The sequence below is a fragment of the Nevskia soli genome (assembly GCF_903970205.1).
In the GTDB taxonomy this organism is placed as follows: domain Bacteria; phylum Acidobacteriota; class Terriglobia; order Bryobacterales; family Bryobacteraceae; genus Bog-113.
The window spans coordinates 1-14,104 of the sequence record NZ_CAJCHS010000118.1 but is presented as its reverse complement, the minus strand read 5'-3'; the positions used below and the strand labels follow the sequence as shown (position 1 = coordinate 14,104).

The 14,104-nt window shown below is 59.6% G+C and carries 10 protein-coding genes; 4 read left to right on the top strand and 6 right to left on the bottom strand.

Annotation, left to right across the window (positions count from 1 at the left end):
- Positions 1-45: 45 nt before the first annotated feature.
- On the bottom strand, positions 46-1,221 hold the full coding sequence (locus H1Y01_RS05340; RefSeq protein WP_180539249.1) for a glycosyltransferase family 4 protein: 1,176 nt from the start codon (positions 1,219-1,221) through the stop codon (positions 46-48).
- Positions 1,222-1,294: 73 nt separating this feature from the next.
- A complete protein-coding gene (locus H1Y01_RS05335) occupies positions 1,295-1,978 on the bottom strand; it encodes a PEP-CTERM sorting domain-containing protein (RefSeq protein WP_180539247.1) in 684 nt (227 codons plus the stop codon).
- Positions 1,979-2,237: 259 nt separating this feature from the next.
- Here H1Y01_RS05335 and H1Y01_RS05330 point away from each other — a divergent pair, with 259 nt between their 5' ends.
- Both H1Y01_RS05330 and H1Y01_RS05325 read left to right on the top strand, forming a co-directional pair.
- Positions 2,238-3,782, top strand: a complete 1,545-nt coding sequence (locus tag H1Y01_RS05330) for an outer membrane protein assembly factor BamB family protein (RefSeq protein WP_180539245.1) — start codon at positions 2,238-2,240, stop codon at positions 3,780-3,782.
- A gap of 51 nt (positions 3,783-3,833) precedes the next feature.
- A complete protein-coding gene (locus H1Y01_RS05325; protein WP_180539244.1) occupies positions 3,834-5,159 on the top strand; it encodes an SGNH/GDSL hydrolase family protein in 1,326 nt (441 codons plus the stop codon).
- A 73-nt stretch (positions 5,160-5,232) separates the two neighbouring features.
- Here the strand turns inward: H1Y01_RS05325 and H1Y01_RS05320 are convergent, their stop codons facing one another.
- On the bottom strand, positions 5,233-6,876 hold the full coding sequence (locus tag H1Y01_RS05320; protein ID WP_180539242.1) for a pyrrolo-quinoline quinone: 1,644 nt from the start codon (positions 6,874-6,876) through the stop codon (positions 5,233-5,235).
- A 330-nt stretch (positions 6,877-7,206) separates the two neighbouring features.
- Here H1Y01_RS05320 and H1Y01_RS05315 point away from each other — a divergent pair, with 330 nt between their 5' ends.
- Complete coding sequence (locus H1Y01_RS05315) at positions 7,207-8,934, top strand: hypothetical protein (protein ID WP_180539240.1); 1,728 nt, start codon at positions 7,207-7,209, stop codon at positions 8,932-8,934.
- Positions 8,935-9,059: 125 nt separating this feature from the next.
- Here H1Y01_RS05315 and H1Y01_RS05310 read toward each other — a convergent pair whose 3' ends face one another.
- The 3 genes from H1Y01_RS05310 to H1Y01_RS05300 are packed head-to-tail and all read right to left on the bottom strand — an operon-like array spanning position 9,060 to position 12,852.
- A complete protein-coding gene (locus tag H1Y01_RS05310) occupies positions 9,060-9,854 on the bottom strand; it encodes a c-type cytochrome (protein WP_180539238.1) in 795 nt (264 codons plus the stop codon).
- A 29-nt stretch (positions 9,855-9,883) separates the two neighbouring features.
- Positions 9,884-10,975, bottom strand: a complete 1,092-nt coding sequence (locus H1Y01_RS05305) for an FG-GAP repeat domain-containing protein (RefSeq protein ID WP_180539237.1) — start codon at positions 10,973-10,975, stop codon at positions 9,884-9,886.
- Positions 10,975-12,852 carry a RecQ family ATP-dependent DNA helicase gene (locus tag H1Y01_RS05300; protein ID WP_219341296.1) on the bottom strand — a complete coding sequence of 626 codons (1,878 nt, stop codon included), beginning with the start codon at positions 12,850-12,852 and terminating at the stop codon, positions 10,975-10,977. Before H1Y01_RS05300 ends, H1Y01_RS05305 begins: the two co-directional genes overlap by 1 nt.
- A gap of 28 nt (positions 12,853-12,880) precedes the next feature.
- On the opposite strand from H1Y01_RS05300, the gene H1Y01_RS05295 reads away from it, so the two are divergent.
- Positions 12,881-14,104, top strand: a 1,224-nt coding sequence (locus H1Y01_RS05295; RefSeq protein WP_180539233.1) for a GMC family oxidoreductase N-terminal domain-containing protein, incomplete at its 3' end; no start/stop codon positions are given.

Here is a 14,104-nt window from a genome sequence, read left to right as displayed (position 1 = left end):
AAGGTCGAGCGCACATGAGATCGCGCGCTGTCTCGTCGAAGTCTTTCAGGACGCCGCCACGCGCTCGAAGAACTCCCACGACCACCGCGCGATCAGGGGCCACCGGTAATGCGCGGCCGCGTAAGCGCGACCTCGCTCACCCAGTTCCTGGCGCAACGCGGGCGCGGTCAGCAGCCGCAGCAGTGCATCCCGCAGCTCCGTCTGCGAGCGCGGATCGACTAGCAGCGCGCTTCCCGCACTCACCTCCGGCAGGCTGGACACATTCGAAGTCACCGAGGCTACTCCCGCGGCCATTGCCTGCGCGAGCGGGAACCCGAAGCCCTCGTAGAGCGAAGGATAAACATGAACCGTTGCCCCGGCGGTGAGTGCGGGCAAATCGCTTTCGGGAACATAGCCCAGATACCGCACGGCGCCGCGCCGACCCTCCCTCCCGGTCGGGCTCAGTTCGAGGCGATCGTCAACACCCGAACCACCGCCAAAACCCGACTCCGAGCCCGACCGAAAGGGAGGGTCTGCCCGCAGCCGCGCCAGCGTCCCCTCCGACTTCCAGCCCGCGGGCCCGGCGATCACCAAATCAAACGCATCCCGCACGTCCCCAGGCAATGCTGCCCACGCATCCAGCAGCAGATCGATATTCTTGCGCGGCTCAATCGTCCCCACCGTCAGCACATACGGCTTCCCCGGTCGCACGGAGTCGCGAACCGTGAAATATTCCTCGGGAACCCCGTGCGGGATCACTTCCATCCGGTCGGGATTCAAACCCAAAAGCCGAACCGCATCATCCCGCGCACTCTGCGACACGGCAATCAGCCCATCCGCCTGCCTCCAAACATGCTCGGCCGCCTCGTGGGCGGCCTGCACATTCGCCTCGGTATGGAACTCGGGCATCAACCAGCAGGTGAGGTCGTGAATATGCGCAGTCAGCCGTCGAGTACGCGGCCGGCGTCGCAGCTGCGGTGAACCATGGAACACCTCGGCGCGCGGTACCAGCCCGCTCGCCAGCCCGTTATTCATCGCGAACACCAGAAACAAACGCCAGTTCGGAATCCCGGACTCGATCCCCCGGTCATGATTCAGGTCGGGAAGCTCCTTCAGAAACGGATAGAATTCCAGCCGGTTGCCGTGCAGATCGGCTTCGAGCGCGCGCGTCCAGTAGTAGAGATGGTTGCGTACGCCGGCGCTGCGCAGCAGGGTGGGAGTAATGTCCAGAGTTAACCGCATGCGGGCCCGTGGGTTGTGTCCGGGCGCTGGGCCTAGTCTCGCATGCGGCCATGGTCTAGAAGCGGCGAGTCGACTAGATATTCGGGTTGGCTTTGCGCCGGCGGTAGACGATCGCAGAGACGAACATCAGTCCGCAGCCCAACATCAACATTGATGACGGCTCCGGAGTCGCCACGATGAATTCCTGGATTCCGCCCGTGAGGCCGGGGTTATTGACCTGGGTAAGAATTTCGAAGTTAGCCGCGTTGATCGAGCCATAGTTCTGCTCAGCGGCATAGAGGTAGGCTTCGGTGGACGGAATGGGTCCCGGCTCGCTCGAATTGCCGGCGTTGGGGTTGAACAGATCCCAAATCGTGTCCTGAATGTTGCCGTCGTCGGTTGCGTTGCTGTCAAACTGCGTGGACAGGTAGGCGGCCATCTCGTAAAGCTGCTGGCCGTCATACGACTGGGTTCCCCCGCCTTGGGTTTGAAGCGTCTGATCCAGGCCGCCGTAACGCGTCTGGGTCAGAACCTCAGCGCTGTCCGCGAGATTGGTGACGTTCGCGGTCCACGTTTCGCCGTCGGTCACGTAGTTCGCGAAATCATCGCAATATAGGGTTGCATTGCTTCCATTTACGGTCCCGTAATACGGGCTAATGTAGTTGCCGTAACTGTCCTGCTGACCGTTTGGCCCGGTAAAGGTCACGGTAGCCGTACCTGCGAAAAGGCTGCCAGTCGCGGTGAAACCGCAAACCAGCATGAACAACGTTGCTTTCATTCAGAGCTCCTGGAGGGCTGAGGTATCTACGGTAAACGCCGTAGAATGTAGTACACGCTCCGAATGTTAGCAAAAAGTATGACGCGAAAAGGACTAAAAATAGGACCGCTGGTACTGATGCGAATCCTGCCAATAGTATTTTTAAATGCCAAACTCCTGAAAGTCCTTGAAAAACCGTGCGGTTTCAGTGAAAATTAAAACCTCACACATGCAAAATCTATTTGTAACGCATTTGCAATGCAAATGTTGTCACTTTCTCATGCTTCTGCTCTTCGTTGGCCCGGCGGCACAAGCCCAAACCGCCTGGAGTTTCGCCGGAAATTCGATCACAAACAGCAGGTGGGCATCGGCTGAGAATACGCTGAACACCGCGAATGTGAATGGCTTGGCGCTCCTATGGTCCTTTCCCACCCAAAATGATGTTTCAGCAACGCCCTCGGTCGATTCCAGCGGCAACGTGTATTTTCCGGACTGGTCCGGCAACATCTACAAGCTAAGCCCGTCGGGCCAGGTGATCTGGCAAGCAACGCCGCCGCCGAAATTCCCCTCCGGAACGATCTCCCGGACGACGCCGACTCTCTCGGGCAACACCGTCGTGATTGGATTGAGCGAAACCTTTTCGTCTGGAAACCCCACCGGGGCTTATCTCGCCGCTCTCGATTCCGGCACCGGAGCGTATCTTTGGATCACGAGTCTCGACCCCTACATTCGCAGCGTGACGACGGGTTCGCCGATCGTCTACAACGGGATCGTTTATATTGGCGTATCGTCGGCGGGCGAGAAGGACCCGAATTGCACGTTTCGCGGCAGCGTAGCGGCCGTTTCACTGGCAACGGGCAAGATCCTGTGGCAAACGTACATGGTCCCGGAGGGTTATACCGGCGGCGCGATCTGGTCGAGCACTCCGGTGATCGACACGGCGCTGAACCAGATCTACGTCACCACGGGCAATAACTATCAGGTTCCGCTGTCGGTTCAACAATGCGAGCAGCAGGTCCTTGGCAACGTCAACGCGTTGATCGCCTGCCAGGATCCGAATAATTTCGAAGATTCGATCGTCGCCCTGAACCTGACGACCGGGCAGATCAACTGGGGCCGGAAATGCTCCCCGGACGATGCGTACACCGGGGCTTGCGGTCACGGGACCCAGCCGCCGTGCCCCGATCCGTTCGGTCCGGACCTCGATTTCGGCGCCGGTGCGAACCTCTTTTCCGCAACCATCAACGGAGTCAATCAATCCCTGGTCGGCGCCGGACAGAAGGGCGGTATTTACTGGGCGTTGAACCCGTCGACTGGCGCTCTGGTCTGGGAGACGCGGGTCGGCCCAGCCGGTATTTTGGGCGGAATCGAATGGGGAACCGCCACGGACAACCAGCGGATCTATGTGGCGATTTCGAACTCCGCTCACCGGTCATATACGCTTGCTTCGGGTGGCTTATGGAACGGCGGCTCCTGGGCTGCGCTGAATCCATCCAACGGCGCCATCCTCTGGCAGGTGAAGAACGCGACCATCGATCCGCTGCACCCCGGCGAGCCGGCGATGGCGCTCGGTCCCGTTACGCTTGCAAACGGCGTCATGTTCTGCGCCTCGATGTCGGGCGCGATGTATGCTCTTGACGCCAGTTCGGGAAATACGCTATGGAGTTTCCAGGCGGCGGGCTCCGTCAATGCCGCGCCGGCCGTGGTGGACGGTGTTGTCTACTGGGGTTCGGGGTATCATAATTTTCCGAAGACGGATCCGATCGGGACGGCGAGCAATGAGTTCTATGTGTTCGCGCTTCCTCAGAGCGATTCGCGCCGGTAAACCGGCTCATCGTCTTCGGCAGGTTCCAAGTGGAACCTCAAGGAGAATCCAGTGCGCCGTTACGTTTTCACCGCTTTTCTACTTTCCGTTGCATCGCTCACAGCCGGATCCGGCTTTGCGCAGCAGCCTCCTTTTATCGGCATGGGCGACAGCCTCGGCGAAGGAGTTCAATCCGATAACGCCAGCACCGTTTCCCAACCGCATGACTACTTATTCCTGGCCGCCCATCAGCTGGGCGCCGGGTTCTCGCTGCCTCTGATCGAAAGCGGCCCGGTAGGCGAAGCGGGATCCACGACCGATCGAACGCGCATCAGTCCGACCACCCCGCCCGCCAATCTAGCCGTTTCAGGGGCGGCGACACAGGATGTTCTGACGTCTGTCGCCACATCCGGAGGCACGCAAGAGATCGATCTCGTGCTGCCGCCCTACTACGGCCTGAGCCAGCTGCAGATCGCGCAGCAGCTCAAACCGAAAACGATCTTCTGCTGGATCGGGGCGAACGACTTGATCGGCTACATCCTCGATTCCGACAGTCTCAACAATCCGACCTACACGCCATTTCCGCAATTCAAAGCCGAGTATCAGCAGCTGGTGGATGGGCTCAAGGCCACCGGTGCGCAGGTGGTGCTTGGAAACATTCCGGACCTGACCGAGGTCGCCTACGTTGCCGATAATGCCGTAGTGCAGCGTTATGCAGGCAGCCAGTACTCGCTGCCGGACGGCTATTACACAACCATGTCGACGGTGTTTCTTCTCAAACTCGGGGTCTTCGGCCAAGCGGAACTGAGCAATCCCAAATACGTTCTGTCGCCCGCCCAAATCACTCATATCAAGAATCAGGTCAACCTCTATAACGCGGCGATCTCCTCGATTGCCGCCGCGGCGGGATTCCCGGTCGCGGATATCCATGCCTTCCAACAAGGCATCATCGACAACCCGATCACCCTCGAGGGTTACACCATCACAACCACTTACAACGGGGGCGCGTTCAGCCTGGACGGGATTCATCCCTCGGATATCGGCTATGCGTTCTTCACCGATGTCTTCATCAACGCCTATAACGCGGCTTACAACCAGTCGGTCCCCACGCTTTCGGTTGCGGACCTTACAGGCATTCTCAACAACGATCCCTTTATCGACTGGAACGGAGGCGGTGTGGTGCGCGGCCGTCCCGGCACCGGATTGCTGGAATCGGAAGGCCCGCTGCTGGGAATTTCGGGCGACGCGGGTAATCTGCCGCCCTCCGGGAGCGCAGCGGCCTTCATGCAGATCTACTTCACGGCTAAGGGTATGGACCCGCAGACTGCGTGGACGAAGGCCGATGTTATCAACGCCGTAGCCGACATGCTGCACGTGCGGCAGCCCGCGGCGCAATAACTAAGCAAGCCCTAAGGATCGTCTAGTCAGTCGGACTGTCCGGCTGACTTCGGCGCTTTTCCCAGCCGTACTCTTATTGAAGAGGAGCCGGACTCAAGAGGCCGTATACAGTGACGGCATTTCTTGATCCGACGAACACCTTGCCGTTGGCAACCGTAGGCGAGGTGAACTTTACCGCAACGGTCGCTTGGTCGCGTTGATTGGGAGCCTGCGTCGCGTCATAGAGTTCCGTGCTCAAGTTGCTTGCATCGAATGCGTAGAGAACGACCGGGCTGTTGCCGTAACTGCTGTAATCAAGCGCCCACACAATTCCGTTCTGTTGTCCGTTGGCCGAAATCGTGAAGTTCGATCCGCCGCCGTCACAGCCATTGCAGCCGAAGGTATGGGCCGATCGCGACGACGCCACCGGGTTGAAAAAGCCCAACGCGGGGTGGAACGTCCACATCGAAGCGGGGCCGCCATCCGGCGCCAAATAGAGCGCTTTATTAAAGAAGACCAGATTACTGTGGATCGAGAACCCGCCGCCGTCGTTGAAACTCTGAATCGAGGTATTTGCCGTTCCGGTGTATCCGCCCAGGTCGTCCCGGTTCAATAGATAGATTTCGCCCTGCTTATCCGCGGTTACCATCAGGTGCGGGACCGGGCCGGGCTGTGGGGGCAAAATCAGAGGAGCGCCGCCCACGCCGAAATCCAAGTCGCTGCCGTCGAGTTCCGCTTGATCAGCCGGCGTAAACCAGTCAGACAAAGCCAACCCACTCTGCCCCAAGACCAGTTTGAACATCGAATCGCCGTAATCGTTTCCGCCGTCATTCGCGTCGAAGGAACCATTTCCCGCGGCTCCGAAGATGTTTCCGGTTCCGTCGCTGGAAAGTCCGCCACCGCTCATCCAGATGCCACCCTGCGAGCCGTTCGGCGTGTCGGCCCAGGCTCCGGTTTGATGGGAGACGTTCGCCGCGTCGTAGCTGATGACCCAGCCGTGATACTGGCCATTGTCGCCATGGGAGGCCCACGCGATGAACACCGAACCGGAGGTAACTCCACCTGGAGTGGGCGCCAACAGGATCGCCGCACGCTGGTTGTTTCGCAGCGGGCTGAAAGCCACGGTAGCGCCGCCATCCCCGGTACCCGGAACAGAGGCCTGGATCGTTGTCGGGCCGTTCAGTTTCTCGGCGCCGTCAGCTAGGTTCAAAGCATGCAGTCGCTGAATGTAAGTGGGCGATCCACTCGTGGTTACCGACTTCGCCACAACGTAGATGGTTCCGGTCGACCGATCGATGGCGGGAGTGCCGATAACTCCGATAGTAGGAGTAATGTCGCTTGTATCGACATCCGCCGCGGGAACCGAGGTCTCACCTGGACCCAGCAATATTCTCTCCCAGAGATACCCGGCGGAGGGATTGTTTCCGTCCGCGTCAAAGGCATAAATCCGGTCGCGCGCGGTTGCGACCACGAGGACATTGTGCGCCTTGTTGTCCGCCATTGTGTATTGCGAGATGTAAAGCGGCTGCGCATAAACATCCCCGTTCACGGCAAAGCTGAGGATCTTACCGAACTGGGCGCTGTTGACATTACTTTTGGTTAGTACTGTCTCATAAGACTGGACACCCGATCGAATGATATTGTTATGGAACGTCAATACATCAAGATCGGCGGCGGGCAGGCAGCGCGTTGCTATCGCCAGCGTCGTAAGTACGAAAACTTGTAAATCAAAGCGCATCAGACGATTGTACTACCGTCTTGCCGCGCGCAGAATCAACAGCCTCCCGGCAAGCTTCCAGGAAATTAACCAGTTACTTTAGAGTCTTCGATAACTCGGCCGGCGTTGGTGCGGATGGCGAGCTTTCGATATCTGGTGTTCGGCTCTACGGTATCTGGTGTTCGGCTCTACAATGTTCCGCTCTACAATAGAGTACCGTGCGGGTTCCCCGCGAAAGGTACCGGTTTTAAGACCTTGCTTCAGAATTTTGAGAATACGGAAGTCATTATCATGCACACGTTGGGCCTGAGAAACGCATTTTGGAGATTCGTTTCTTTGAAACCTCTCACGATGCTCGTCGTACTAGGGTGGGGAGTTCCGTTGTCGACTCCGCAATTGCACGCGACTGTGTTTTACGTTTCGCCGGCTGGTTCTCCAGCAGGAAACGGGACCGAGAAGAGTCCTTGGGATCTACAGACCGGGCTTAACCAGCCGCCTGGCGTAGTGCCTCCCGGATCGACCGTCTGTCTTGAAGGCGCGACTCCGTATCAAGGGCGCTTCACTTCTACGCTTCAGGGAAGCGCTTCGGCAGTCACGAAGGTTGTTCCGTGCGGACATAGCTTTACCATCGACGGCTTTGGCGGCAATACGATAACGAGCAGTATTCCTGCAGGCAGCGCAAACGCGACCGTTACGTTTACGGTCAGCAGCGCATATGTGGCTCAGCGGTATACCCCTAGCTCGTACGTAAAAGTTGGCACAGAGACATTCCAGGTAATCGCCGTGAATGCTAACTCAGTGACGGCGCTCCGTGGGCAGAACCTCTCTTGTCCAAGCGGCCAAAACACCTGTCCGGCAGAATCCGCGGGCACATCTGTCACCCTGCAGACGAACACATTAACCATAAACGGTTCCTATGTCACGGTTGAGAACGGCGAATTCCTATACTCGGGCTGGATAAGCCGGGTTTCCGAATACGGCGGATTCAACCCGTTTGACGAGGAAAACAATGCGGCGGTGTTTGTGAACGGTCCTAACAATAACCTCGTCAATAATCGCATCCACGATTGCGGCGAAGGCATCGTCTTAGAGACCAATGCCGGACCTACGATGCTATCGGGCAATATTATCGGGAACAACGGGTGGATAAGTGCGGCCGGTATACCTGGCTATGGAAAGGACATTCTTTCGTTCACGGCCGGATTTCCGCAAAGTATCAGCAATAATCTGATGATGCCTACCTACGGGGCGTACGCGATGGATGCCATAACGCAAAATACAGATCTGGCCATGGCGGCGACATTCTCAAGAAATGTCGTTGTTAACGGGTTTGTCTATTTGGGAGGCTATGGACCGATACAAGGTTTAACTGTTGAAAGCAATACGATTTATAACTCGATGCAGGGGCAGGTCGTAATCGGCACTCTGTCGAATCAGGTCAACGCCAATCTCACGTTTGCCAACAATAACATCGCGAGCTTCCTCCCCACCCTTTTCAAGTATTGGAAGCCGGGAACGATCCACGCGAACAGCTTTTGCAACATTAACCCGGCCGAATTATACACGCATGAGCGGTACTTATACGAATCCACGGGCGTAAATACCGACTACACTTTCACCAAGAACACGTACTGTAATCCAGCGGGGAATTCAACGGCGACATTGTTTGACGCCTGGGATGCCGAGACATTCCCCGTGGCGGCGTCGTATAGTTTTCCAGCGTGGCAGCAGTTGCTGTATGACCCGAACAGTACCGAATTACCCGGTGCACCGGCGGCGACCGTGATAACGCTCTCGCCGAACAGCTACAATCCAGAGTCGGCAAACCTTAGTGTCAACAATTGGACGCTCGTGGACACGGTCCAGGTTGATCTGACCGCCCTTAATTGGCCGCTCAATAGCACGGTCACGCTGCTGAACGCGGAAAACCCTGCTGAAACGATGGCCCTCGTTGCCGCCGGCCAGGTGATTACCATTCCCATGACGGGCTGGACGGCGGCGATTCCGGCAAAAGCGGCCGCGCCGGTCGCTCCCGCCACTTATCCGAATTTCGGAGTATGGATCGTGACGCGCAACTAGAAATCCGTGGTATTCGACAAACACCGCTCGCTGACGCGCGCGGCTCGGTAGATCGACTAACTTACTGAACCGCGACGGTGACGGAGCGGTTGCCACCCCACTGTTCTCTGTTCGAGGCGAAGCAGCTATTGAAAAGACGGCCGCGATTGCGGTTCATGCTGCCCGCGATGGCAGGTGTAGCAGCGAACTTCGTTGTGGCCGTCAAAGTACGTCGTGTTGACAGTGTGGACCATGGTGATCATCGTCCGCGCCATTTTCTTGGTGGGCTTATCGTCCGCGGCGAAGTTGTTCTGCACATGGCAGAAGTCGCAGCGGTCGCCCACCGAAAACGCGAAGTAGCGCATCGTGTCCATGAACTGCGATGCCGGCAGATCTTTCAGCAATTGGACGTTCTTGAAGCGAGCTCCGGCGGTTTCTTCGGGAGCGCGTAACGCCGCGCCCACGGAATCGGGCTGCTTGGTGAGCACGATCTTTTGATCGGAGGGATGCTCCCCGCCACTGTTCACCAGCTCCATGGTCAGCGTGTTTCCATCGGGCGAGAGTGTCAGAATCTGGTTGAACGCGCTGGGAGGCGTCGTGCCGACCTTCGATTCGAGCCGTAGTGTGTTGGCCTCCATCACCGGCTTCTCCATCCGGATCGGGATGCCATGGAAAGAGTTGTTCGACGGCCTGCCGTTCAGGTTGTATGTATAGATCGTGCGCTCGTCGCCGTGCATGCCCGGTGTGCCGATCGTTTCGGTCAGCTTGTCTGCATCCTGATCGATAATCAACAGGTAACTTGCCGGCGGCGGACCCGCGAACTTACTCTGCGCCGGATCGGCCTTCCACACTCCGCTGAAGTTCGGCGTCTGCTGCCCGAACGCGACGCATAAGGCCAGGAAAACGAAAGCAAGCGAAACAACAACCAACCGAAATCTCATATAGGTGTTAGTAAAACACACTGATGCGCCTAATGGGGAGAGTAAACCACCAGCTTTGAACCGCCCACGCAAATCAGATCGATTGGCCGGCCGCGCGTCAGGGGAGCCACCGCGCAGGATGCCGCGGGCGTGCCGCTCTCAATCACGCTCTTTGTCCACGTGCCCTTCACCTGCTGGTACAAGCGCACGCCGCCGCCGGCGCCGCGGAAACCCGCAACGATCGCGTCGCGGCCATTGCGCAGGAAGTCGGCGAACAGGATGGTGTGGCCGTTGTCGAGCGTGTCGTCGATGACGTGCCGCGAGCGCCAGTGGTCCGCCTCGTCGTAGACGACGACCTGATTGCCATGCCAGGGCTCGATGGAGGCGATGGATTCGCGCGCGCCCACCGCGACATCGCCGGCTCCGCACTTGGGGCAGGGCCGCGGGTCGCCGCGGTTGACCTCGCGGCGCACCCACTTACCCGCCGTGAGCTGATAGTGGTCGATCCCGGAGAAGCTCGCGGTCAGGATGTGATCTCCGCTGGGATGCGGAGAAACGAAGATGCCGTGCTGGACGCCGCTATTTGCGTCCATGATGAGTTCGCGCTTCCACTCGCCGGGCCGGTAGAGAACCAGAGGGACCGGCCCTCCATAGTTCGGCGGAGCGTCGGTCGCGGCTGCTAACGGCGCATTGACCAGGACGTCCTTGCCGCCGATTTTCGCCCATCGCAGGCGGTGCGAGGTGGGTAGCCGGTCGATCTCCCGCGGGGTCCAGGGCTGCCGAACGTCACCATTGTTATGGAGGATCGCGACGATGCCCTTGCTGTCCTTCGGCGTGCTTGAGAACTCGTAAGCGATGGCGATCTCCGGGATCCCGTCGCCGTCGATGTCCTTCGCCGCGACATTGATCGGATGCGCCATTCCGGACGCGATCAGATGCCGTGTCCACGACGGATTCTCGTACCAGAACAGATCGGTGCCGCCGCTATCGACCGCGATGAGGTCGAGTTTGCCGTCGCCGTTCACGTCCGCGGCAATCACCTGATAACCGTCTTTCAGATCGGCGGCAATCACGTGCGCATCGAAAGTGATGGCGGGCGCGGCGCAACAGACCAACAGAAAGGCAGGTAGGCCGCGCCGCATCAGCTCACGCTCACCGGCCCGTGCGGTTGCGCCTGGCTGCGGCGTTTCGCGACGACCAGCCGGATCTCATCGTAGGTCGCGTCGGGAACGCGTTCCTTGAGCGGCTTCAGCCATTGCAGTCCGCTCTCGCCGATGGCCGCCTCGATCTGTTCGAGCATTCCCGGTCGAATCCAATCCGGCCGGAACTCGTACTTCCCCTGTTCGATCAAGCCCGCGACTAATCCGACCACCGACGCCAGCTGCCGTCCGCGAATGGCCGCGATCTGTTCGAACGTATGCCCTTTCTCCAGCAGCTGGATCGTCTCCTCCGCCGGGCCGGAGTTGGGGGGAGGCGCCGGCACTGCGGCGGCGCGAGCACCGGACCGAAAGCGGTCGAGCGCGGCCAGAATCTCGGTCCCGTACATCTCGGCCTTGCGCGCTCCGATGCCGGACACCTTCGCCAGTTGGTCCAGCGTTGCCGGACGGCGAGCGCAGATGTCGTTCAGCGTCGCATCGTGGAGGATGACGAACGCCGGTACGTTCCTGGCTCGCGCCGTTTCGCGCCGCCAGTCGCGCAGGAATTCGAGCAGTTCGGAATCGGCTTCGGCCGGCTCAGCACGCTTTTGACGCGGCTTGACGGCGTCCACAAATGCCGCAACGGCTGACGTGCGCGGTATCGCCCATTCCGGCAGCGGCGCGCAGACATCGCATTTCCCGCAATTGGTCCACTTGGGCTGCTCTCCGAAGTGAAGGCAGATCTGACGGTGCCGGCAGCGCCCGTTCTCGGCGAAGCCCTTGATGGTGTTGAAGCGATCCCACGCGCGCTGCTTTTCCTGTTTATCGCTCACCTGTTCGCAGAAGTACGCGAGTAATCCGGCATCTTTCTTCTGCCAGAGCAGCAGGCATTGGGCGGGTTCTCCATCGCGGCCGGCGCGCCCCGCTTCCTGGTAATACTGCTCAATCGATTTCGGCAGCGAGAGATGAATCACCGCGCGCACGGACGGTTTATTGATTCCCAGGCCGAACGCCAAAGTCCCGACCAGCACGCGCGTTTCGTCCGAGGTCCAACGCTCCTGATTGCGCTGGCGCACGGCGTTGTCCATCTGACCGTGATAAGGAATGGCGCGGATGCGATGGTCGCCCAGGAAATCGACAGTCTCCTCCACGCGGGCTATGGTGGGCGCATAGACGATGACGGTTTCGTCCTCGTGCGCGCGTAAGGCGCTCAGCAGCAGCCGGTTCTGCGTCTTCGCATCGCACTCGCGAACGATGTAGCTCAGGTTCGGGCGATGAAAGCTGGCGATGTATTTGTGGGGATTGCGGAGGCTGAGTTGATCGAGGATGTCGTGCCGCACCCGCTGCGTCGCGCTCGCGGTAAAGGCGGCGATCGGCACATCCGGAAACTGCTCGCGCAGGCGGCGCAGCTGGCGATACTCGGGGCGGAACTCGTGTCCCCATTCCGAGATGCAGTGGGCTTCGTCGATCGCAAAGAAGGCGAGCGGGATTTTGGAAAGCCACCCGAACGTGTCTGCGCGAGCGAGGCGTTCGGGCGAAAGATAGAGGAGCCGGTATTCGCCGCGGATCGCGTCGCGCATGACGGTCGAGCGGGTGGATGGGTCCATCGCGCTATTGATGACGGCGGCCGGAATACCCATCTGCGCGAGCTGCGCGGCCTGATCCTGCATGAGCGAGATCAGGGGCGAAACGACCAGCGCCGTCCTGCCGGAAACAAGCGCGGGCAGTTGGTAGCAGAGCGATTTGCCTCCGCCGGTTGGCATTACCACGGCTACGTCGTGGCCGGCGGTGACGCTTTGAACGATGCGCTCCTGCAGCGGGCGAAACGAATCGTAACCCCAGTAACGGCGCAGCGCCGCGAGGAGTTCGGCAACTTCAGGCAATGACATAATTGTAGCCGCGCGGCATTCAATGCAGATACAATCCTCCCCGGAAGTTCACGACGTCGTCGTCATTGGAAGCGGCGCGGCCGGCGGTATGGCCGCCTGGAACCTGACGCGCAAAGGAATCAACGTACTGGTGCTCGACGCCGGCACGCGCTTCCAACGGTCCAAGTTCTGGACGCATGTGACGCCCTGGGACATGCGTGAGCGCGTGCGCAATGGCGAGAAGGCGCCCCAGTTCTTCGTCGACACGAAAGAGCAGCCCTATGAGACACCGTCCGACCGCCCGTTCGAACTGCTGCGCGTGTGGGGGCGCGGCGGCAAGACCATGGTGTGGGGACGCGTGGCACTGCGCTACTCCGACCTCGATTTCGCTTCCGCCGAGCGCGACGGCTGGGAAATCCCCTGGCCGATTCGTTATAAGGACATCGGCCCTTACTACGATCGCGTCGATCAGCTGATCGGCGTCTGCGGCGGCGATGACGATTCCGATTCGCTCCCCGGCAGCAAGTATCATTTGCCGCCGCCGAATCTGCGCTGCGGCGAGAAGTATCTGCAAGAGGCCGGGGCGCGTGCCGGAATCACCATCGTTCGCGGGCGCCGCGCGGTGAACACGAACACCTCGCGCGGTCATAATGCCTGCCACTACTGCGGGGCGTGCGGACGCGGCTGCGATGTCTCCGCGTTCTTCAATGCATCGGACTACCTGATCGAGCCGGCGTTCAAGACCGGCAGGTTGCAGGTGGTCGATAACGCGGTTGTTTCGCAAGTGCTGGTTGGAGACGACGGCAAAGCCTCCGGAGTGGAATACTTTGACCGGCAGTCGCGCGAACGCCACGCGGTTCGCGCGCGCGTGGTTGTGGTTGCGGCCTCGTGTATCGATTCCACGCGCATCCTGCTCAACTCGAAGTCGCACTCTTATCCCAACGGGATCGGCAACGGTTCGGATGTGATCGGGCGCTATCTGTGCGAGCAGATTCGCTTTCATATGACCGGCTTCGTGACTGATCTCTACGGAACGCGCACCCATGATGACGACGGGATCGGCGGCGAGCACATCTATCTGCCGCGTTATAACCATCGCGGGCCGAAACGCGATTACCTGCGCGGTTTCGGCGCGCAGTTCTGGGGTTGCGGCGCACAAGGCGATGCGGGATGGGCGAAAACGCTGCCGGGCTTTGGCGTCGAGTTCAAGAGCGCGGTGAAGAAGCGGTATCCATCGCTCGTCGCCATCCATCCTTATGGCGAAGTG